Annotated in this window: 17 protein-coding genes; 11 read left to right on the forward strand and 6 right to left on the reverse strand. The window is 46.7% G+C overall.

Features of this window, described 5'->3' with window-relative positions; genetic code table 11:
* Nucleotides 1-127 precede the first annotated feature (127 nt).
* The gene (locus tag MHI12_RS02580) at nucleotides 128-700 is read right to left on the reverse strand and encodes a TetR/AcrR family transcriptional regulator (RefSeq protein WP_405171429.1); all 573 of its coding nucleotides are present in this window, start codon (nucleotides 698-700) and stop codon (nucleotides 128-130) included.
* On the reverse strand, nucleotides 697-1428 hold the full coding sequence (locus MHI12_RS02585; RefSeq protein ID WP_405171430.1) for an MBL fold metallo-hydrolase: 732 nt from the start codon (nucleotides 1426-1428) through the stop codon (nucleotides 697-699). Before MHI12_RS02585 ends, MHI12_RS02580 begins: the two co-directional genes overlap by 4 nt.
* Nucleotides 1429-1859: 431 nt before the next feature.
* Between MHI12_RS02585 and MHI12_RS02590 the strand changes: the two genes are divergently transcribed.
* The 3 genes from MHI12_RS02590 to MHI12_RS02600 all read left to right on the forward strand — a co-directional run bounded on the left by MHI12_RS02590 (nucleotide 1860) and on the right by MHI12_RS02600 (nucleotide 3214).
* Nucleotides 1860-2324: an RrF2 family transcriptional regulator gene (locus MHI12_RS02590; RefSeq protein WP_405171431.1), complete on the forward strand. Its 465-nt coding sequence runs from the start codon at nucleotides 1860-1862 to the stop codon at nucleotides 2322-2324.
* 15 nt (nucleotides 2325-2339) lie between these two features.
* Nucleotides 2340-2522: a hypothetical protein gene (locus tag MHI12_RS02595; RefSeq protein WP_405171432.1), complete on the forward strand. Its 183-nt coding sequence runs from the start codon at nucleotides 2340-2342 to the stop codon at nucleotides 2520-2522.
* 65 nt (nucleotides 2523-2587) lie between these two features.
* Nucleotides 2588-3214: a nitroreductase family protein gene (locus tag MHI12_RS02600; protein ID WP_076215923.1), complete on the forward strand. Its 627-nt coding sequence runs from the start codon at nucleotides 2588-2590 to the stop codon at nucleotides 3212-3214.
* Between the two features lie 184 nt (nucleotides 3215-3398).
* Here the strand turns inward: MHI12_RS02600 and MHI12_RS02605 are convergent, their stop codons facing one another.
* Both MHI12_RS02605 and MHI12_RS02610 read right to left on the reverse strand, forming a co-directional pair.
* Entirely contained in the window at nucleotides 3399-4082 is a 684-nt protein-coding gene (locus tag MHI12_RS02605; RefSeq protein WP_074093279.1) for an S-layer homology domain-containing protein, read from the reverse strand.
* Nucleotides 4083-4228: 146 nt separating this feature from the next.
* Nucleotides 4229-5089 (reverse strand): AraC family transcriptional regulator, encoded by an 861-nt coding sequence (locus tag MHI12_RS02610; RefSeq protein ID WP_405171433.1) that lies wholly within the window; start codon nucleotides 5087-5089, stop codon nucleotides 4229-4231.
* A gap of 234 nt (nucleotides 5090-5323) precedes the next feature.
* Here MHI12_RS02610 and MHI12_RS02615 point away from each other — a divergent pair, with 234 nt between their 5' ends.
* The 7 genes from MHI12_RS02615 to MHI12_RS02645 all read left to right on the forward strand — a co-directional run bounded on the left by MHI12_RS02615 (nucleotide 5324) and on the right by MHI12_RS02645 (nucleotide 13927).
* On the forward strand, nucleotides 5324-6379 hold the full coding sequence (locus MHI12_RS02615; RefSeq protein ID WP_405171434.1) for a lactonase family protein: 1056 nt from the start codon (nucleotides 5324-5326) through the stop codon (nucleotides 6377-6379).
* A 236-nt stretch (nucleotides 6380-6615) separates the two neighbouring features.
* On the forward strand, nucleotides 6616-7983 hold the full coding sequence (locus MHI12_RS02620) for a helix-turn-helix domain-containing protein (RefSeq protein WP_405171435.1): 1368 nt from the start codon (nucleotides 6616-6618) through the stop codon (nucleotides 7981-7983).
* 243 nt (nucleotides 7984-8226) lie between these two features.
* A complete protein-coding gene (locus MHI12_RS02625) occupies nucleotides 8227-10104 on the forward strand; it encodes a rhamnogalacturonan lyase (RefSeq protein WP_405171436.1) in 1878 nt (625 codons plus the stop codon).
* 480 nt (nucleotides 10105-10584) lie between these two features.
* Nucleotides 10585-11664: a sulfate ABC transporter substrate-binding protein gene (locus MHI12_RS02630; protein ID WP_405171437.1), complete on the forward strand. Its 1080-nt coding sequence runs from the start codon at nucleotides 10585-10587 to the stop codon at nucleotides 11662-11664.
* 87 nt (nucleotides 11665-11751) lie between these two features.
* Entirely contained in the window at nucleotides 11752-12588 is an 837-nt protein-coding gene (cysT, locus tag MHI12_RS02635) for a sulfate ABC transporter permease subunit CysT (protein ID WP_076319500.1), read from the forward strand.
* 67 nt (nucleotides 12589-12655) lie between these two features.
* Entirely contained in the window at nucleotides 12656-13531 is an 876-nt protein-coding gene (gene cysW, locus MHI12_RS02640) for a sulfate ABC transporter permease subunit CysW (protein ID WP_405171438.1), read from the forward strand.
* 156 nt (nucleotides 13532-13687) lie between these two features.
* Nucleotides 13688-13927 (forward strand): YezD family protein, encoded by a 240-nt coding sequence (locus MHI12_RS02645; RefSeq protein ID WP_036607453.1) that lies wholly within the window; start codon nucleotides 13688-13690, stop codon nucleotides 13925-13927.
* Nucleotides 13928-14028: 101 nt separating this feature from the next.
* Here MHI12_RS02645 and MHI12_RS02650 read toward each other — a convergent pair whose 3' ends face one another.
* Together MHI12_RS02650 and MHI12_RS02655 are read right to left on the reverse strand one after the other, a co-directional pair.
* Nucleotides 14029-15567, reverse strand: a complete 1539-nt coding sequence (locus MHI12_RS02650; protein ID WP_405171439.1) for an extracellular solute-binding protein — start codon at nucleotides 15565-15567, stop codon at nucleotides 14029-14031.
* 315 nt (nucleotides 15568-15882) lie between these two features.
* Nucleotides 15883-18204, reverse strand: coding sequence for a helix-turn-helix domain-containing protein (locus MHI12_RS02655; protein WP_405171440.1), 2322 nt, complete (start codon nucleotides 18202-18204; stop codon nucleotides 15883-15885).
* 364 nt (nucleotides 18205-18568) lie between these two features.
* On the opposite strand from MHI12_RS02655, the gene MHI12_RS02660 reads away from it, so the two are divergent.
* Nucleotides 18569-21280 carry an S-layer homology domain-containing protein gene (locus tag MHI12_RS02660; RefSeq protein WP_405172921.1) on the forward strand — a complete coding sequence of 904 codons (2712 nt, stop codon included), beginning with the start codon at nucleotides 18569-18571 and terminating at the stop codon, nucleotides 21278-21280.
* Nucleotides 21281-21920: the final 640 nt, after the last annotated feature.

Here is a 21920-nt window from a genome sequence, read left to right on the forward strand (position 1 = left end):
GCTCCCGTGGGGAAAAAGGTTCAGTAAGAGAACAATTTTTTTGACGATACTTTCTAGAAACCCCCAGTTGAATGCCATTTTTTTTCATACGCGATTGTCCAGGAGTCATGGACATACTACGGACTTACTAGTTCTTGTGAAGCTGCCGGAGTCCGTGCAGGAAGGCGGATACGGTCAGACGCAGGCTTTCGTCCGGATCAAAGTTCATGCCGAAGCCGCCTTGTGCCTCAATGGAGGCAAATCCATGGCAGAGGCTGCGCAAACCACGAACGGCGTGCAATGCTTCCGCTTCGGTGAGTAGGTAGGGCTGCAAGCTGTGCAGCAGTAACTCCAGCGTAGCTGTGCTGGCCGCGGCGAGCTGTGGCTCCTCGCGGTCCGGGGCATGAAATGAGGCTTCGTAGAGCCCAGGGTGCTCGCGGACGAAGCCAATGTATGCCGCAGCGATGGCCTGGATGGCATCATCGCCAGTGCGGTCAGCGATAGCCGCGGTTAATGCGCGGCTAAGCTGTTGTACGGACATCAGCGCCATTTCCTGGCGAAGCCCGGGAAGTCCGCTGATGTGGTTGTAGAGCGACGGCGAGCGCACATCCAGCCGCTGTGCCAACGCGGCGAGTGTCAGCGCCTGAAAGCCGTCGCTGTCAGCAAGCTGGGTGGCGGCGCTGAGCAGAGCGCCGCGATCCAGCCCTTGCCGGGGGCTCATAGTTGCCCCCCGGCAAGATCAAACCGCTGCTGTGCATCAGCGGTTGCCGCGCGCATGGCGGCCGCGGGCTGGCGCAGCATCCGTCCGTGGCCTACAGCCAGCACGGACGGTTCCAGCTCCGCCAGGCGCTTCGCGCTGGCCAGAGCCGCTTCGCGGTTCCACGTTGCCAGCGCGGGGAACGGGAAGAGCGGGCGCACGCGGCCGGATACGGCAAGGCCGCCGTGCAGCTGGTACGCGTCGCCAGCAATGAGCACGCGGCTGCGCGTATCCATGAAGGACATATGCCCCGGCGTATGTCCTGGTGAGGCAATGGCGACCAGTGAACCAATCTGGTCACCGTCATCCAGCAAGTGGTTTGGCTGGGTGCGCACCGCTTTGGGTTTAGGTACCCCGCCGCGAACCGGGGTTTGTGGCTCACCGGGAAGAAGGGAAGTATCACCCGCCAATAGCCGGGCATCCCGTCTCGAGATGAAGACCTCGGCTTGGGGCAGTGCCTCTTTGAGACGATCCAATGCACCAATATGGTCGCTATGAGCGTGAGTCAAAATGATCTTGGTAATGGGTTTTCCAAGGGACTGGGCAGTTGCCAAAATCCCCTTAAGACTGACCGGTATTCCGGCATCAATCAGGGTTAAACCATCTTCCTCTTCAACCAGGTATACGTTCACAGGGAAGAGTCTTGGAAAAAACGTAACTTGAACGACATCAAACTCTCGGGTAATGCGCATCGATAAACCCTCCTTAAAACTAATGATATTAGTATAATAACTAATGGCATTAGTTTTAGCAATACTTGTTGTTCATTTTATTCAAATAAAAAAAATTTTAAATAATGATGCACTTTACAAAAAAAGCGTTTTCAAATTGAGGATTACCGATTATAATAATCACGTAAGCCCTTTCATATGTCTATCTTATTGGAGCCCTTCGCGTAGCGAAAGGCTCACTTTTTTGTTCTTTTTTGGATTAAAATGAAGACGGGATGTTAATCCTGGCTTAATTGTGTGGATGAGCTGTAAGTATTGGTATAACAGGAAAAATCACGTTTGATCTCCATCCTGGACGAAAGTTGACAAACATAACTGTTATTCATATAATGACAGTTATACTTACCTTGGGTTGGAGTTCATCGGTGTTGTAAGCCGGGAAGGAGTAAGTTATGAACAGCGAATTTACCATAGCGGTGCATTGTCTTGTTTTTCTGTCGATGAGAGATGAGTGTATGGCCAATAGTGAAGATTTGTCCCAGAGTGTGGGTACACACCCGGCCAGAGTCCGTAAGGTACTTAGTGTTCTGCGCAAGCATGGTTACCTGACGACCAAGGAAGGTGCTCATGGTGGGTACTTGCTTAGCCGTCCAAGTGAAGAGATCAAGCTGGGAGAATTGTACAGACTGGTAGCTGGTGGTTCACTCGGTCCCAGCTGGTGCTCAGGGGAGTCCGGTTCATCGTGCGTGGTATCTTCCAATATGCAGGATGTGATGGGGAACATTTATAATGGTGGCGAAGAGGCGCTCAGCGCTTATTTTGATCGTATATCCATTCAGGATGTGAAAGAACGCATAGGTCATGGGGAAACGTTGAACTTATCGCTGAAGGGATTATCTGCAAAGGAGAAGTCCTGACGGAGTCCGCAACGAATGGTCCTCCATGAATATGGTCTTGGTTTAGTCAGGCATGGTGGACAAGTTACGGCATGGGCGTATGTTCCGGTGAAAGATCCATTGATGTTCTCAAGCGATTCCGGGCATAACCTGAACACAGATGAGGAGAGATCGTCTGCGCTGATGTTATTTTCGGAAGGAAAATCCCTGGTAGAGTAAACTTCGAGATCACCTTGCGAAAGTAAAAGAAGTATAAACAAATTAGATTCTGGGGAGTGGAACACATGTCAGGCATTGAAAAAAATGAAACACTTCGCGTTATTAGCGAACGCCATGCTGTCAAAAAGTACGAAAAAGGGTTTGAATTGCCTGAAGCTGATCTCAATGCGATTCTGACAGCAGCTGCGGAAGCACCATCTTCATGGAACCTGCAACACTGGAGATTCCTCGTAATTGAATCCGAAGCAGACAAAGCGAAATTGCTGCCAGTTGCTTACGGTCAAAGTCAGATCGTGGAAAGTTCAGTTACGATTGCTGTTCTTGGAGATTTGGAAGCAAACCGTAACACCGTAATCTACGATCAAGCTGTTGAAGCAGGCGCACTGACTGCTGAGGTTCGTGACGCATTGGTTGGACAGATCAACGGTGCTTACCAAAGCCCGCAAATCGCTCGCGATGAAGCGATCCGCAATGCATCTTTTGCTTCCCAAAATATTATGCTTGCTGCACGCTCCCTGGGTTACGATACATGTCCAATCGGTGGATATAATCCACAAAAACTGATCGAAACATTTAACATTCCTGCACGATTTGTGCCAACGTTGTTGATTACTGTAGGTAAAGCTGCACAGCCAGCTCGCCCGTCAGGACGTTTACCGTTGTCTGAGGTTGTTGTTAAAGGTTCTTTCTAAGTTAGAAAGTTAAATCTGATGATTGCATCAGTGATATAGGTATAATACAAACGGCCGCACTTTCCTGTTGAGGGAAGGTGCGGCTGTTTGGCATATTGGAGTTGTGTGGAAAAACCCACTCACGGTGACTCCAATCGAGCGGATTCACCACTCAAGTGAGTTCTTAACTTCCACCAAGGAAATATTACTTCTCAGGTGTTTCCGGGATTTGTGGTGCATGGAACGATTCCATGTACTCGATTGCGTTATACATCATCACTGCTGCTTCAGCGCGAGTAATCGTTTGTTTGGGATTGAAGTTTCCGTCGGCATCCAGTTCATTGATTTTGAGAACGAGTGAACGCTGAATGGCACCTTGATACTCTGGCGTAAGTTCCTGTTCGTCGGTAATGTCCACAGGTTTGATATTAATCATCGGCAGACCGCCTTTGGCCTCGATGCCTTGCATCAGGAACAGTGTAAATTGTTCACGAGTAAGCGGTTTGGACGGATCGATATCCTGTGACATCTGAATGCCATTATATTGAGCACGGATAAATGCATCACTGTACCATACGCCATCTTTTACAGCAGAGAAGTAGTCACTTGGTACCGGCATTTTGATAAAACGAATCGTGTCCAGATTCAGATTCAGGCCGTCCGCAATCAGTTGAATGCCCTGAGCGGTATTTAACTCCAGTTCAGGTTTGAACAAGCTGTCACTCACGCCTTTGATGAATCCATCTTTATGGAGAGATTCGATTTTGTCTGCTCCTGCGATACCTTGAATATCCGTGAATTGGGCCTGCGCAGCGTTGATCGGGCCTGCACTTAGAGACAGCGTGAGCAGAGCTCCCGCAGTTAATGTAGCCAGTATATTTTTTTTCATGATAGGTTCGCCTCACTTTTCCAGGGATGATCCCTTTATATAAAAGTTATTTGCCCCTATAGACGACCCTTCTGTTCAAAAGGTTGCTGCAATTTTCCAACTGAAATTCATAATCATTCAGATAGGGATAAGTGAAGGCACTGCCTCTAACCTTTGGATTTATTTCGATAATCCGTGGGTGAACGTCCCATCATTTTGCTGAACAGACGGGAGAAATAGTACGGGTCCTTGAATCCAAGCTCCGAACTGATCTGCTTCACAGTCCAATCGGTAAAATCCAGATAGCGGCAGGAATGCTGAATCTTAAGCCGCAGGAAATAATCGATGGGCGAATGCCCCGTAGCTTGCTTAAATAACTGAGAGTAATGAGGGACAGACAGTCGCGCGTGTGCCGCCAGTTCCTTCAGGGTGATTCCATTCTCCAGGTGCTCCAACATATATTGAACGGATTGTTCGGCCGCGCGTTTGCTGCTCACAATCCCACCATCTGTTCCTGTCGTCTCCGGTCCATAAGCGAGCATACCAAGCATATAACCGATAATCTGGGAGGCATACGTCATCGTCTGCATGGAGTAACCCGTCTCTAACGCGCCGTAACATTCATGGAACAGCTCAAGCCATTTTTGAGCCTTGGCCGGTGGCATGGTATTAATATGATGAGTTAACAAGGGTTCTATGTAGGATAAAGCGTGTTCCCCGCGCAGATGAATCCAGAAGATGCTCCATGGTTCAGCTGCGTTGGCTCCGTACACATGAGGAACATGTGCAGGCAATATAACGAGGTTTCCCGGGCGGACATCATATGTCTTGCTGCCATCCATCGTATACCAGCCTGTGCCTTGGACACAGTACATCAGAATGTGTGATTCACAACCATCGGGACGGTCACGGTAATGATGCTCCGCTTCGTGAAAGTAACCGATATCGGTAACGTATAATCCGGACGTGACCGGATAAGCTGCGGTTTCTTGCAGCAGGGAGTCCGGAAGCACAATGAGTTTTTGCATACGAAATCCGTCAGATTTACGCTGTAGGGGTGGTCTGTTGTTAGGTCTCATACTTTGTATTATGGTGAGAGGCGATAAGGGAGTCAATGACAGATATGAGAGCGCTCACCGGAGGTGTTCTCGATTTAGAAAGCCACGTTACAGGAAGTGAAGCAGTTGCCCGTAAATTGGGTAAGTACATACCAGTGGGAAGAATCAGAACAGTGAATATACAGGATAAGGGAGAGATTAGATATGGAACCAGTCACAACTCAGGAAACACTTTTCTATACAGGTACGTATGCGTCAGCGGATGAACCCGGAATATACCTATGTGCGTTGAATGCGGATACAGGAGAGATGCGAATCGTCAATCACATGGATGGTGTGGATAATCCGTCTTATCTGGCGCTAAGCCCAGATGGAAACTGTCTGTATGTGGTGAGTGAGACGGACGAGGGAGAGGTGTTGGTCTATCGAAGAGATGCGGCAACGAGTGAGCTGCACCTGATGGATCGAAAACAGACCAGAGGGGCTTCTCCATGTTATGTGTCTGTCTCCACGGATGGTCAGTGGGTGTTCTCATCCAACTATAGCAGCGGCAGTGTCAATGTATTCCCGGTTGGTGATCAGGGGACGCTTGGTGAGATGAGTGCATGGGTGGAGCACACGGGAAGTGGAATCAACGAAGAACGCCAGGAAGGGCCGCATGCACACTCCATTCAACCAGATCCGTCCGGACAGTATGCTGTCGTATGTGACCTCGGTCTGGATCAGATCATTGTGTATCGGTTGGAAGAGGGACGTCTGGTTACCCATCGTGAGATGGATCAGCCACCAGGCGCAGGGCCAAGGCATCTTGTGTTCCATCCCAACTCGAAGTGGGCATATGTAATCAACGAATTGGACAACACGGTTACGGCATTCCTGTACGATGAGCGCAGAGGAGAGTTCACTACGGTGCAGCACATTTCCACACTTCCAGAAGGGCACAAAGGAGAGGGGACGGCTGCAGACATCCGTGTATCTCCATGTGGACGTTTCCTATATGCATCCAATCGGGGAGATGACAGCATCGTGCTCTATCATATTGATCAGGAGAGCGGTGAGTTGGAAGCCGTAGAGTGGACGTCCACGATTGGGCAGACACCGCGTAACTTTAATATTTTGCCTGGTGGGATTCTGGTTGTGGCGAATCAGGACAGCAATAACCTCGTAGGTTTCCAGATCAGTGAAGAAGACGGACGCCTGACGCATAACGGGTTCAAGCTGGAACTGCCTCGTCCGGTATGCATTGCGCCTGTGGTATAAAAGTTGTAATACGGTGAAGTAAACGTGGAATATTACATCTGAAAAGTGGCCTATAAGCTGTGAAATCATGGAGAAACACATGGTTTTACAGCTTTTTTAATCTTTTTATACGAGTAATTTGAAAATGGTGGATATTATAACATTTTTTATTGACCCTCGTTCGAACGTTCATTATGATCAGAATATAGGGTGATAAAACCTAAAATCTGGATGTTACACGAAGGGTGGTGCTTTCCTTGGAACCTGCAAATTCAATTCGGGAGCAATTAACCCAGTTTATCGATAAGAACAGTATGACGCTCTCCCGATTCTCGGAAGTATCTGGAATTAATACAGGCACAGTTAGTCGTATTCTACATGGGAATCGTCCCATATCCGTGAGTCAGTTGATTGCTATATCATCAGGAATGGGCGTGGCAGCGGATCATTTTTTTACCGACTATGTGGAAGAATGTTTTGCGTATTCCGTATCCATGCGGCGGATCAGACCGTTTATTCTCCGAAGTGCGGAGTTGAATCGGCTGGACTGCATTGAACAGATTCTTTATCGGCTACTGGACGACCTGGATTATGCGACAGAACTATTTGAGATGGCTGAACAATTATTTGAACAAAATCAGCGGTCTGCGGCGGCATTGTTATATAAGAGTGTGAGTGAAGTTGAGAAATATCAGCATTCTGAACGGCTTGCGATGTGTCAGTATCGAATGTTTTTAATTGGACAAGGAGAGAACCTGGAGGGAAATCTAAGGAAGGCTATCTTGTTCGAGCCCTATGTGGATCGACTGGATGAGGGATACCAACTGGAAGCCTTCAAAGATCTAATTCATGCTTTTGGCTCGGTAAATAAATGGAACGAGGTTAAAGATTTTGCTGACAAGATGTTACAGTTAGCCAAAATTCAATATGATACAATTAACATTTCGGAACGACAAAATCAGGAGTGGAAACTAACAGAGCGGCCACTTTACTTTTATATACTATATGCTTGGTTGATTCAGTCGACGGTATTTGAGGAGCAGGGAGACTATACCAAAGCATTGGAACTTGTTGAGCTTTATGCAAGTGGACAGAGCTGGGTGCGGGAGGACGATGATGAGTCTCGACGTGTGCTGAAGCAATTCGAAGAATGGGCAACGGCTAATAAGTATCTCTATCAGATGTTATCTGGAGATATAAATGTTGTTAACGAATATGCGAATTACATCACACAATATCCGGATGAGATATTTTTGGCATTACGTTACATCATCCAGGCAGCGAATAAGTTTAACTGGAATATTGATGATATTTTAGAGCGTTTCTCGGATTACATTCCTTTACGTACATACAAGACAGAATTTGGACAATACAATTCTTCAATGATGGATCAAAATTATGCAAAACTTCTAGGGGAATTGGCGATATACTATTTAAACCACAATCGCGATGTTGCAATAAGTCGAATTTTAGAAGGATTGAACTTCTCTATCCAAAAAAATAATGATCTCAATTTCATTAAATATGTAATGGCTTTTCTTGAAAAAAGCTTTAGTAGTGAAAATTTTGAAGACAAGGAAAAGCTTAAATTACTAATTAATGAAATGCAGCGAATTAATGCTTAATAGAAGTACTTCAGTTCTGAATCTATTTAGCATATTTAGCATTATGATTAAACTGTAATATACTTAACGCAGTCGAAGGAAAAATCCTTTGGCTTTTTTCCTTTACCACCATCCAATTACTAAATTAGACCTATAGATGGAATTATATGTTTAATTTAAAATGAATATATTAAAGCGCTTACATAAAAAGATGGCGCTACAAGGGCATCGGGCTTACCAATACAATTGGGGAGGCAATTGTTTATGGGGAATCGATCATCATTGTGGAAGCGCACATTACGTACAGCCGGAGTATCCCTGCTGAGTTCCGCGTTACTGGTCACTTCGCTTGGCTTGGGCAACACGCAAGTAACACATGCAGCGGGAGCAAGGCAGATGGAATATCTGGATCGCGGTGTGGTGGCTGTGAAGACCGGGACAGGTGTGTTTGTCAGTTGGCGGCTTCTGGGAACGGAAGGATCGAATGTATCGTTTAACGTATATCGGGATGGAACCAAGGTGAACGCTACGCCCATAACAAACAGCACCAACCTTCAGGATGCAAGCGGGACAAGCAGTTCCAAATATACGGTTCGCGCTGTAGTCAGTGGAGCGGAGCAGGCTGCTTCAGCGGCAGCAAGCGTATGGGGCAATAACTATCTATCTGTACCGCTCAGTGTACCCGCAGGTGGGACAACGCCCGATGGAGTAGCCTACACCTACAGTGCCAACGATGCCAGTGCAGGTGACTTGGATGGTGATGGTGAGTATGAATTGATTGTGAAGTGGGACCCCTCCAACTCCAAGGATAACTCCCAGAGTGGTTATACCGGGGAAGTATTTATCGATGCCTACAAATTAAATGGAACACGCCTCTGGCGAATTAGTATGGGCAAAAATATCCGTGCCGGCGCTCACTACACCCAGTTCATGGTGTATGATCTCGACGGTGATGGCAAAGCCGAGGTTGCGATGAAAACAGCCGATGGCACCAAGGATGGCACTGGCGTGGTCATCGGTGATGCAAGCAAGGATTACCGCAATTCCAGCGGTTATGTATTATCTGGCCCCGAATTCCTGACGGTTTTCAATGGGCAGACCGGCAAAGCACTCTCCACGGTGAACTACGAACCGGCGCGCGGCAATGTGTCCGACTGGGGAGATAACTATGGCAACCGGGTGGACCGATTCCTTGCCGCCATTGCCTATTTGGATGGGGAGCGCCCAAGTCTGGTCATGGCTCGCGGGTATTATACGCGCAGTGTGCTCGTGGCCTATAACTGGCGTAATGGACAGCTGACCAAACAATGGACATTTGATTCCAATACCTCTGGCAATTCAGGTTATGCTGGGCAGGGGAATCATAATCTGAGCGTGGCGGACGTGGATGGGGATGGGAAAGACGAGATCGTCTATGGTGCCATGGCGGTGGATGACAACGGCAAAGGACTGTACACAACAGGACTTCATCATGGCGATGCCATGCATTTGAGTGACCTCGACCCGGACCGCCCTGGACTTGAGGTATTTCAGGTCCATGAGACACCGTCCAATGCCGGCGTTGAATTCCGTGATGCAGGTACAGGTCAGTTAATCTGGGGAGTCAAAACAACGAAGGATATTGGACGCGGCATGGCGGCAGATATTGATCCAAGATATAAAGGCGCCGAAGTATGGGCAGACGGCAGTCTGTACACAGCCAAAGGGCAGAAACTCGGGACAACCCTGCCTTCCTCCACGAATTTTGGGATCTGGTGGGATGGTGATTTGCTCCGTGAACTGTTGGACAGCAACCGAATCGACAAGTGGAATTATGCCAATAGCACAACAGTGAACCTGCTCACTGCATCCGGCGTTTCTTCCAATAACGGAACCAAGTCTACGCCGAATCTGCAGGCCGATCTGTTCGGGGACTGGAGAGAGGAAGTCGTGTGGCGGACGAATGACAGTTCGGCGCTGCGGATCTATACCACAACAGCAGTTACGGACAAACGCATCTATACGCTGATGCATGATCCGGTGTACCGTCTTGGTGTCGCTTGGCAAAATGTAGCCTACAATCAACCGCCACACACCGGTTTTTATCTGGGAGAAGGCATGAGCACACCACCGGTACCCAATATCCGGTATGCGGGCAGATGAGGAATGGACAAGGTGTGGCCGTCCAATTCCGTTTATGTTCACAATAGCCAGCGAAGCATGGGATTCGCTGAAGGGAACAACGGAAGCTGGTTCGTTGTTCCTCTTTTTTGCCAATAGCCCAGAAATACGGTAAAAATCGGAAAAAACGTTTGACAGGTATATAGACTGCCTTTATTATACGTATATAACTTACTAAACAGGTAGGAATAATAAAAATGAATCTGTTTTCATTGTGAAAACGGTCATTTTACAGACAGATGCAACCATGCAACCTGAACAGAATAACGTTCTCACCGTATAGACGGAGGAACACCGCAGCGCATCCTTTTCAGATGGAGCATGCACGGCCTTAAGCCGGCATGACTTTATGGGGAGAAGTGCGCGGGGGTTCCTCCGTCTTCTTGTTTTTTTACGGGGCGTTCGATCCTGTTCAGCCGGCCTGAGGTAGTCATGCAGATCTATATCGGGGGAGTGTTATTCATGAAAAAGAGAATTCATAAGGGTATTTTGGTTGGTCTGGCACTGGTATTAACAGGAGTTCTGGCAGCATGCGGATCGGATAGCGGCGGATCCAGTGCGGCAGGAACATCGGGGGGAGCGGAAGGCGGCACAGAAGGGTCCAAGGCCATCGAACTGCTGAATGTTTCCTACGATCCAACGCGGGAACTCTATGAGCAATATAACAAAGCGTTTGCGGCGCATTGGTTGAAAGAGAAAGGCCAGGAAGTGACCATCAAGCAGTCCCATGGGGGATCGGGTAAACAGAGTCGTTCTGTTATTGACGGATTGGATGCAGACGTGGTGACGCTGGCATTGGGATACGATATTGATGCGATTGAAGATAAAGGTCTGATTAACGAGGGTTGGCAGGACAAATACGAGCATAACAGCTCTCCATATACCTCTACGATTGTATTCCTTGTACGTAAAGGCAATCCAAAAGGCATCAAGGACTGGGATGATCTGATCAAAGGCGATACCCAAGTCATCACACCCAATCCCAAAACGTCCGGCGGGGCGCGCTGGAACTATCTGGCGGCATGGGGATATGCCCTTAAGCATAATAACAATGATGAAGAGAAAGCGAAGGAATTCGTTGGTGAATTGTTCAAACATGCGCCTGTGCTGGATTCGGGTGCTCGCGGATCTACGACAACTTTTGTTGAACGTGGCATTGGGGATGTGCTTCTTGCTTGGGAAAATGAAGCTTTCCTATCGGTAAAAGAGTTGGGTCCGGACAAATTCGATATTGTCGTGCCATCGGTTAGTATCTTGGCCGAACCACCGGTTGCGATTGTGGACAAAAATGCAGACAAAAAAGGAAGCCGCGACGTGGCGGATGCCTATCTGAAATATTTGTACAGTGAAGAAGGACAGACGATTGCCGCAGAAAATTATTACCGCCCAACGCTGGACAGCGTGGAGGAAAAATTCAAAGATCAGTTCCCGGCACTTGAGCTGTTCACGTTGAAAGATGTATTCGGTACATGGCGGGATACTCAGGCCAAACATTTTAATGACGGCGGTATCTTCGACCAGATCTATGTTCCAGGCAGCTAAGTTTGCTCTGTTCAATGAACACCCGATCAATCGCGCTGTGAGCGGCCAACCAGCCTTACCGGCTGAAGGCAGAGAGGATGAACGTGCATGAGCAAGGTGGTTGTGGCGCGGAGACGCACATTGCCGGGATTTGGATTAACGATGGGTTACAGTGTGTTCTACCTGAGCCTGGTTGTACTTATTCCACTGGCTGCGCTGTTGTTTAACTCCACAGGGCTGACGTGGGCAACCATGATTGAGGTTGCGACCAATCCCAGGGTACTGGCTTCCTTCCAGGTCAGCTTCCTGACCGCAGGTGCAGCGGCGCTGATTGATCTCATGCTGGGGTTACTCCTGGCATGGGTGCTTGTTCGGTATGAATTTCCGGGCAAAAGGCTCTTCGATGCGGTCATTGATCTGCCTTTTGCCTTGCCGACAGCGGTAGCAGGGGTTGCTCTTACGGCGATCTATGCCGGCAATGGCTGGATTGGTCAGTTTGTAGAACCTTTGGGCATCAAGCTCGCCTATTCACAGGCCGGGATTACACTGGCGCTGATGTTTATCGGAATTCCGTTTGTAGTTCGCACGGTGCAACCGGTGTTGGAGGAGTTGGAGGCTGAGGTGGAAGAGGCGGCTGCCACACTGGGGGCAGGAAGATGGCGGATATTCCGCACGATTCTGTTGCCAGATCTGATTCCACCGTTGCTGACGGGTTTTGCGCTGGCTTTTGCCCGGGGCATTGGCGAATATGGCTCGGTTGTATTTATCTCAGGCAATATGCCGATGAAAACGGAGATTGCTCCCTTGCTGATCATGGCCAAGCTGGAGCAGTTCGATTATGCAGGCGCTACAGCTGTAGCTTTGCTGTTGCTTCTGGTTTCTTTCATCCTGCTGCTGATCATTAATTCCTTGCAACGTTGGAGCCGGAAGGCGGGCAGAGCATGACGATGAAGCATGATGGAATATGGATATTAAAAGACGTCACTCACCCAAACCAAAGGAGGTGCAGCATATGGCGGGTTCTGTCCCACTAAGCCCTGTTCCACCCGTAAAGACCGGGCGTGGAACTAACCGTGCAACAACGGAAGCTCCATGGGTCAAATGGTTGTTGATTGGACTGGCAAGCCTGGTACTCATATGGCTGCTTATTTTGCCACTGGCCATTGTGCTCATGGAGGCGTTGAAGCAGGGCTGGGGTGTATACATCGCGGCTCTTACGGAGCCGGATGCCATGTCTGCACTGAAACTCACGTTATTGGTTGCGGCGATTACCGTACCGCTGAATACGATATTTGGTGTGGCTGCTGCATGGGTCATTACCAAGTTCCAATTCAAGGGCAAGGGACTCATGATCACCCTGATTGATCTTCCCTTTTCCATCTCGCCTGTGGTGGGCGGGTTGATCTTTGTATTGGTCTTTGGTTCAAATGGGTGGTTTGGGCCGTGGCTGTCCGAACATGATATCAAAATCATTTTTGCGCTGCCAGGCATTGTCATTGCAACGTTGTTTATTACCTTCCCCTTTGTAGCCAGGGAGTTGATCCCACTAATGGAGGACCAGGGAACCCGGGAAGAAGAAGCAGCGGTTACGCTGGGTGCTTCCGGGTGGCGAATCTTCTGGAGTGTAACCTTGCCCAACATCAAATGGGGGCTGCTGTACGGCATTATTCTGTGTAATGCTCGTGCTATGGGTGAGTTCGGAGCCGTATCTGTGGTGTCCGGACATATCCGCGGGGAGACCAATACGTTACCACTTCATGTGGAGATTTTGTATAACGAATATCAATTCTCGGCTTCGTTTGCCGTAGCATCTCTGCTCCTGATTCTGGCTCTCGCCACGTTGCTGCTCAAGAGCTGGCTTGGATACAAAGCCGTTTCAGAAAAGTGATGATGAGAAGAAGAAAATACAGATTGACAGCTACTGGAAGCCCTGCTAATGTATAAACCAAGTATATAGGTTGGATAAGAATGATTTATAAATCCGTTGGATGACAGCGTACTTAGGAATATGGCGGGCAATAGCCCGAGAAGAGGAGGCGGCTCTATGGCTAAGCCGTTAAAAGTGGATGAGGTATGGTTGGACCGAATTGCCGGACAGCTGAATGACATGGAGTTTGGTTCTTTGCATATCGTGGTGCACGAAGGTCAGATTGTGCAGATGGAGCGGACCGAACGCAAGCGTTTTGAAAACACGCCCTCAGGCAGCGCCTCCAAATCCGGAAGCACGGCACGAAGCAGTTCAGCCCGTTCACTACGCGGATCAAATGCGAGTGCGAAGGGATAGAGAGTGACGTGGCGTGAGGAAAGCGAGGATGGGTGCATAGGAACACACACACGTATACTTTCCAGAAACTCATGGGAAATGTATGTTCCATATCGTCCCACCTATTGCGCGTGACTCGTCTCCTTATGCTCGTTATACCAATGATTCGCTTCAAGCAGCACCTGTTGCCCACCTGCATCCATGAATTCTTCCACAAAAGTATCGAAATACCCCACAGGCTGATCGCCAGTGATGACGGAGATGTACGCTCTGTCTCTCATGCGAATCAATTCAGATGAATATTGAATCAGGGCAGGGGTTGCAACCTCCAGGCGATTATAGATACCATTCTCCGTCAACCCTGCAGATGCAGCCCACTGTTCACGTTTATCCGAGGGTGTACCTGGAACCGTCATGCCGATGCTTGAGCCGATCATATTAATATAATTCTCCATTCTGTTGTATGGGTAAAGTAAATGGAACGAGTTTGAATCTTCATCACTCCAATTCCAGTGTTTTCCTGGAAGGCCATACTCCATTTTGATCTGCTCCTTCGGATCGGGGTTGGCACTTACATAATCGAGTATCTCCAAAATTTTCTCCAGTTTTCCCGGCTCCTTCGCAGCCTCAGCACCTATAGCAATAAAATTCATCAGCAGATTGTTCCCTTTTGAACCGCTATGTCCTTCAGGACCAATAACAGGAGAACCAAATACAACCTCTGCAGTTGCGTTCTTCTGTAACAGCTCATTAACATTGAACGAGGCTCCCACAGGGGTTTCTTGGCCATTTTCATTAAGGACACTGTAGTCTCCCTCTTGATTCCAATGATAATAGTTGCCCATCGAGGTCATCCCAATTTTTCCATTAATAAAAGTATGGGATAGATGTTTATAGCCGCCTTTATTTTCGCCGGTTATAAACTCAGGGTCGATAATCCCGTCCCGATACCATTTTTGCATATAAGTCAGGGCTTTTTTCATTTCAGGCTGCAAAGCGCCGATCACAAGTTGGTTGTTTTTTTCATTAAAATATAGCTGCTCGGTGAAAACGGACTGTCCAAAGGCACCAAACACGACATTTAAGCCCTCTCTGGATAGGCCATACGTATCTTGTTTACCATTTCCGTCCGGATCATCTTTGGCAAAAGCATACATAACCGTTTCAAATTCATCTAATGTCTTTGGCACCTCCAGACCAAGCTGCTTAAGCCAGTCCTCTCGGTATACAACAGGGGTTCGATAGATGTTGGTCTGATTAATGGCCGGAATTCCATATAAGGAGCCGTTTATTTTTCCGTACTCTAGGTAACGTGAATCATAATCGCGAATTCGCTGTACGATATTTGGCGCATATTGTTCAAGGACTTCCGGGGAGATTTCCGCTAAGACCCCTTGCATTTGATACTTAAGCAGATCATGCGGTTGTCTGATCCGGAACAGATCCGGTATTTTCCCTTGAGCAAGCTCCAGGTCCAACAGTTCCTCGTACCGCTTGTTCTCAAGATTCCACACCTGCAGATCGACATCAAACCGATCCTCAATATATGCAATCATCTCCGCGTCTTCAGGAACAGGGATATTTTGATGCATGGTCCAGGATATCGTATACTGTGGTGCTGTATCTTTCTCAGCGCTTGCTAGATGGTGCTGCTGTTGCACTTGTGCTGTTTCTCTCCCTAAAAAGGTACACCCACTTGTAAATACGAGAAGGAGAAGCATTGCGTAACATAGACATAGCTTTCTTGAAAGGTTAAGGTTCATAGCAGCTCCTTTCCTAATTTTAATTCTATATAGGTTCAATCAAATAATATTTACACGGACACTCCGATGACAGAACAACCTTCCGATCGCTGTTATTCCCAGATTTCTTTTGATCCCTCTTCTAAAGGGGGGAAATCCGGGAATAAAGGCGAACGCTTCGCTTCTTCAGGTTCTTTCTGTCCTCTCCGTTTTTGTGTAAATGTTAAATTCAACCTATATAGACCCCTGTTCCATTAGACTGCGCATGAAGTTTTTTGGCGTACAGCCGTGAATTTCTTTGAACTTTTTAATGAAATAAGCAGGGGTACGGTAACCGACCGTACTTGCGACCTGCTCAACCGTAATTTCACGCTGTGTCATCAGTTCCCGTGCGCGTTCCATTCTCTGATTCGTAACATATTCGGAATAAACAATCCCGGTTTCTTCCTTGAACAGTTTACTGAGATATTTAGGGCTGATGAATACTTGCTCTGAGACATGATCCAGCGTGAGATCGCCCGATAAGTGCTCTTGAATATAGGCTTTGACAGCCGAGATGGTATCCACACTTCGTACCTCACTTCGCTTCTCCATCTGCATCACAAATTCGGTCACGAGATGAATCATCCATTCCGAATAGCGGTTGATATTGTAGAACAATGAAAATTGCTTGTACAAATTCAATGAACTCGCCTCGGCAGGCTGCCAACGTACCTGATTAATACATTCAGCGTAAATAGATACCGTTTTTAATAAGATGATCCGACTGTATTCGGCTGAATAGGGGCCTTCCTTTATTGTCGCGACCAATTCCTGAATGGCCTGAACCGAACCTTGCACATCCCGAGTCTGCAATTTCTTCTCAAAGTTTACGAGGTATGACTCCGGGATCTCCAGACTGCTGGCTTCCCTGTTCAGAAGATCAAGATCCTGAATGGCAGACTGCTCGGGGAAGAAGTAGCTGTATCGAATCAGGGTATTCGCCTGATGATAGCTTGTGTGAATCTTCGTGAAGTGTTCTACCCATCCGCCTAACGATAGTACAAATTCCAGACCAAATCTGCTGCTCGCCTCAGCGTGAATAAAGTCTACAATGTGATCAGAGAGCGGTTCTTCGGGTTGGTTGGTACAGATGATTACTGCTATTTTGTGATCCTGCAATTCCTCTGCCAGCAGTTGAGTTCCATCCATTTCTGCGATCTCCAGTTGCTGGATCATCGTATACAACGTATGCTGCAACTGTCGTGGCTGCAGATCCTTCCACTTCTCATTGACGGGGTCAATGACGATGCAACGGAAGCGAGAGTAGGCCATTGAAATGTGAACAGACTGGAGCTGTTCCGTAAGTTCCTCGGGTGTAAATCGGTTATTTAACATATTGAGCATAATACTATGCTTAATCATTTTGTGATTGGCCTGTAAGGTTTCTTCAAGACTATCAACTTTATTGGACAGACTGTTAAACGTTGTATCAATGAACCGATATTCGTCCTGCTTTAAGCTGGTTGGGCTATCCATCCGGCTTTTGATGTTATTCATGATTCGTTTAAGAGGACTATAGTTGGCCCTAGTAAAGATGGACGACATCGCTATTCCAACCGCAACAGCCAATAAACCGAGAAGAACCGAAATCTCCTTCAAGCTATCCAATTTATAATAGAAGCTTTCATTAGGTGTGGTGGTGTAGATTCTCCATGCATTTCCTTTAAATTGATCTTGGGTAACGACATGAGAGTCATAGTTAAATACAGGTGTGAAGCTCTCATCTGAAGTATGAAAGGTGAGCAGCGACTGCGTCAGATTCTCCTCCGTGGAGCTGCCTATTAACGTTTTGTCCGCGGCAGATATGACAGTTCCGTCCTGATCGATGATTAATGTATTTGCATAGTCAGCAGGGAGCATATTTTTAATGATCTGACTGATCGCTGATTCTTTGATATCAATCGCAATCATGGCCTTACTGTCTTGTCCAGACGATTGAAACGGGTAACTATGGACATAGGAAATTAGAGGACTCATCTTGCCTTGTTCCCGTGATTCGATATAAATATCCTGAGGCACCATGCGAGTCTTCATCCATAGGGAGCTTTCTGGAGTCTCTTTCATCGCAGCAATCCAATCCGTCGTATGATCCACACTCGAAGGCGTGTCTTCATAGAGCAATAGCCCATATACAGATGAGACAATGAAGTGGTTCTTCGTATCGTACACATGAATAGCTTCAATGAGATCGGAATAATTTTGCACCATATTTTTGAGGGACTGTTCGATGTCCAGGATTTTGCTATGGTTTCCTTTTAAGCTATCTAAATCGATACTTGCTGCATTACCGAGTGCCAGGGACAGATAGACCTGATTCACCTTCTGGATCACGGAGCTCTCAATATAATTGACAGTGCTTTTCAGCGAAAGTTGATTATTGATTCGAATCTCTTTGCTGTATTGATGGGAGAAGAAGAGGTATAGAATGGAGCCGAAAAGAAGCGCAATGACAAGAACGACAGCAAGGTAGGAAAGAACCATCTTGGATCTTACAGATTGAAATGGCTTATGCATTCTTTTTCCCCCTTCATGTCTCTTTTCTAAACAACTTCATCATTATATAGCAGGCCGAGGACTAGAAATCATGTTGATCGAAATTTAACAAACTCCCACTCCATAATTTACTTTCAGTTAATAAAGCGTTTACAAAAGTAGGTATTTTAATTGACAAGTGTAGTATCTAATTCTATTTTTCTTGGCATATAAGCTCCGGAACGTACGATTTTGATATAAAACGGAATTTGTTCTATAGATGCGAAACGCTCCCTAATGCTACAGTAACGGCAGATCAGACATCTGTATAGAGTCTTTCTTACTCATTTGCAGATGCAGAAGCAAAAAAATAATTTACCATAACAGGAGCGTGTATTTGCAAGCCATGAGAAAACCACTTAAAAAGTCACTGGCATTACTTCTAATGTTGTCTATGGTAGGTCCGACATTTGCAGAGAAGAGTTTTGCAGCCGATCAGAAGATTCAGTTCTCTGATATTAAGGGACATTGGGCGGAAGCAAATATTCAAGCATGGGGTGATGAAGGATTAATTCGAGGTTACCTGGATCATTCATTTAAACCAAATACGTATATTACCAGAGCAGAATTTATGAATTTGGTAAACGGTGCTTTTGGATATTCCGGACAAGCTAAAATTACCTTTAACGATGTGTCTGAGAGTGCATGGTATTACGAAGCCATTTCTATTGCAAATGCGAATGGATATATAGATGGATACACCGATGGCACAATGAAGCCGCAAGATCCGATCACCCGTCAAGAAGCAGCTAAAGTGATCGCTGGCATTTTGAATCTGGAGTTAAATGAAACAGCAGCAAATGTATTTAGCGATTCATCGTCTATTGCGGCGTGGAGCAAGGGCGCTGTAGGTGGAGCGGCAGCAGCGAAAATTATCTCCGGTTATGCAGATGGAAGCTTCAAACCGCTTAATTCCATTACTCGTGCCGAAGCCGTGTCTGCGCTCGTTAAAGCTGTGGAAACAGATGCTACTACAGCTGCCAAACCAGCTAAGCCAAAAGGAACGGCAACCGTACTGAATGTTAATCCCCCGTCAGATGAAGCTCGGTTATCCGCCGTGAAGCATGGAGCCAATGCCGGAGACGACACCTTAAAAAATATTGCGGAAACCAATCCGTTTATTGATATTTTGGACGGTTTTGATCAAGTATGGTCCATGAACCAAGCGGATTGGAGAGATGGAACAGCGGCGACTAAAATTGGAGCTGATGGAAAGAATGCAAAGTATGGAGATGGACCGACTCCATACTATGACGGCTTTAAGAATGATCCAACCGTAGCTGTCGCTGATCAGAAAACATATGCAAATGAAGAGATCCGAAACAAAGCAACTTGGGAAGCCAATATCAAATACGTAGAAAAGGTCACGCAAAATCGCACAGGTGAAGAGACATTGGCAGCCTATTATGATGACCAAAGAGATAAGATCTATAGCGTGATGGAGGGCTTTGGTCCGTTGGCTAACACGTATGTAGATATCATCAAGCCGAAGACAAACGTCGAACGAACAGTAGACGAGATGAATGTGGTATTAACCGAAGAAACAGTGGAAGATGAAAGCCAAGGCATTGGAGATTGGGATGAAAAAACGGAGCTTTCAGACTTGGTTAATTTGGTTGATCTGGTTCGATTCAAAATTCCAGCCTCATCTAATCCCTCTAAATATTTCTACTCTTCCCCTAGACCGTGGAGAATGAATTCCAATGGAGAAGTGAAAGAAGTTGTTGACAGCAAAGGACTGCCTGTATGGGAAACCTTGGGCGAAGGTGAGAAAAAAGAAGTACCTTTGGCTTCAGGCGGAACCAAGTCAACAGGAGAAAAACATTACCAGCAATACGAAACCAACGTTAAGCTTATTCCTGCGTTAACGTATGTCAAACGAATCGCTGAGGATGGAAGAGGAAAAGATGGCGGATTTCCGAGTGGACATACCAGTGCAGCTTACTTGTCCGTATTTCCTTTGGCATACGCTACACCAGAACGATTCACTGAATTGTTAACGAGAGCAGCTCAGTTGGGCGAGAATCGAATCGTAACGGGGATGCACTCACCGCTTGATGTTATAGGAGGAAGAATACAATCCACAGCCATGGCTGCATATGCACTTAATCAGGCTGAGAATAAAGATGTGTTAGAGAAAGGTTATGAGAATGCAGGAGAAGTATTTGGAGCTGCAGCCAAGGAAAAAAATATGAGTCTGTATGAGTATGCACATACCGTAACAGAGGATTACACGTTCAAGAGTGCTTACGATGAACACAAATGGGAAGATCACGATGCCAATAAAGCCTTCTATAGAGAAAAGATGACTTACGGTCTACCACAAACAGGAACCAAAGGTTTGGCTCCCGTTGTACCGCAAGGAGCAGAAGCCCTGTTAGAAACACGTCAACCGTATTTAACAGATGAGCAACGCAGACAAGTATTGTATACAACATCCATTGACTCTGGATATCCTGTACTGGATGAATCCAAGGGCTGGGGTAGAATTGATCTGGTCACGGCAGCGGATGGGTACGGTGCATTCTTGAACAATGTAACTGTGGATATGGACGCTTCCAAAGGGCGCTTCAATGCACAAGACTGGTGGAGAAATGATATCACCGGTAGTGGAATGCTTACGAAAAAGGGAACAGGAAGCCTTACATTGACAGGGAAAAATAGCTACACTGGCGGAACATTGTTGCAAGCAGGAACGCTGGTAGCTGAATCTGCAACTGCTTTTGGTACAGGTGATCTGTATGTAGAAAATGGAACAGTTGTCGTCGATGTCGACGGAGCACTCAACTTAAATAGAAACTTTACCATGGATAACGGTACGTTGGAATTGGTAGTGGCTGACAACAACAGTCAGCTGAATGTTGGCAGAAAGCTCTATATTGATGGAGGAAACCTGAAGCTGGACTTGTCCAACTATAAGATTGAAGGTTCTAAAGATATTACGTTAATCACGGCTAATGGAATTACAGGTGAATTCGACAGTGTAACGGCAGATGGTTATGACGTGAGTGTCACGTACGAAAATGGCCGCGTCATTGCACATGTTGTAGCCAAATAAGTGAAGTAATTATGCATGATATAAAGTGAACTAAAGAATGTCACACATGCGACTCCGATGACAGAATAACTTTCCGATCACTGTTATGCCAGATTCTTTCCTTCTTCAAAGGAAAAAATCCGGGGATAAGCATATGCTTTCGATGGAGCTTTCTTTCCGAAAGGCTTTAGGCGTAGCGAATGCTTTCGAAGTAATTTTCTTACAGAAAACTTGTAGCTTCGCTTCTTCACGTTATTTCTGCCCTCTCCGTTTTTGTGTAGTTATTAAAGTTCGTTTTATATCGTTCAATTCTTCGCAAGAAAAGATTATAGAAAAGGGCTTAAACTACAATGTAGTTTAAGCCCTTTTTGCGTACAGACTTGCAGAATTTAGTGCGTTCTTTCAGAACCTACTGAAAGCCGAGGCGCCCTGAACAGGTCCGGAGTATGTAAGCGTACTGCACATTGGATGTTTAAGCAGGGGATCAGGATGCCGCGCGGCTTCCCTATTTTCCTCTACTAATGAGAATTTTCGCTTCGTACGAGAGGGACACGAGGTTGTCCTCTCAGTGCGCTTGGAACAGAGCATGAGCAGGGAGTGAGCGCTAACAAATCTGAGGCATCTTATTTATGGATTTGAAGCACCCGCAGAAATCTAAGGA

This window comes from Paenibacillus sp. FSL H8-0280 (genome assembly GCF_045040665.1).
GTDB classification, from domain to species: Bacteria; Bacillota; Bacilli; order Paenibacillales; family Paenibacillaceae; genus Paenibacillus; species Paenibacillus xylanexedens_A.

Bases quoted from the DNA above. Each gene is read 5' to 3' on its own strand.
- MHI12_RS02580 (WP_405171429.1), bottom strand. From the start codon at position 700: ATGAGCCCCCGGCAAGGGCTGGATCGCGGCGCTCTGCTCAGCGCCGCC.
- MHI12_RS02585 (WP_405171430.1), bottom strand. From the start codon at position 1,428: ATGCGCATTACCCGAGAGTTTGATGTCGTTCAAGTTACGTTTTTTCCA.
- MHI12_RS02590 (WP_405171431.1), top strand. From the start codon at position 1,860: ATGAACAGCGAATTTACCATAGCGGTGCATTGTCTTGTTTTTCTGTCG.
- MHI12_RS02595 (WP_405171432.1), top strand. From the start codon at position 2,340: ATGGTCCTCCATGAATATGGTCTTGGTTTAGTCAGGCATGGTGGACAA.
- MHI12_RS02600 (WP_076215923.1), top strand. From the start codon at position 2,588: ATGTCAGGCATTGAAAAAAATGAAACACTTCGCGTTATTAGCGAACGC.
- MHI12_RS02605 (WP_074093279.1), bottom strand. From the start codon at position 4,082: ATGAAAAAAAATATACTGGCTACATTAACTGCGGGAGCTCTGCTCACG.
- MHI12_RS02610 (WP_405171433.1), bottom strand. From the start codon at position 5,089: ATGCAAAAACTCATTGTGCTTCCGGACTCCCTGCTGCAAGAAACCGCA.
- MHI12_RS02615 (WP_405171434.1), top strand. From the start codon at position 5,324: ATGGAACCAGTCACAACTCAGGAAACACTTTTCTATACAGGTACGTAT.
- MHI12_RS02625 (WP_405171436.1), top strand. From the start codon at position 8,227: ATGGGGAATCGATCATCATTGTGGAAGCGCACATTACGTACAGCCGGA.
- MHI12_RS02630 (WP_405171437.1), top strand. From the start codon at position 10,585: ATGAAAAAGAGAATTCATAAGGGTATTTTGGTTGGTCTGGCACTGGTA.
- cysT (WP_076319500.1), top strand. From the start codon at position 11,752: ATGAGCAAGGTGGTTGTGGCGCGGAGACGCACATTGCCGGGATTTGGA.
- cysW (WP_405171438.1), top strand. From the start codon at position 12,656: ATGGCGGGTTCTGTCCCACTAAGCCCTGTTCCACCCGTAAAGACCGGG.
- MHI12_RS02645 (WP_036607453.1), top strand. From the start codon at position 13,688: ATGGCTAAGCCGTTAAAAGTGGATGAGGTATGGTTGGACCGAATTGCC.
- MHI12_RS02655 (WP_405171440.1), bottom strand. From the start codon at position 18,204: ATGCATAAGCCATTTCAATCTGTAAGATCCAAGATGGTTCTTTCCTAC.
- MHI12_RS02660 (WP_405172921.1), top strand. From the start codon at position 18,569: ATGAGAAAACCACTTAAAAAGTCACTGGCATTACTTCTAATGTTGTCT.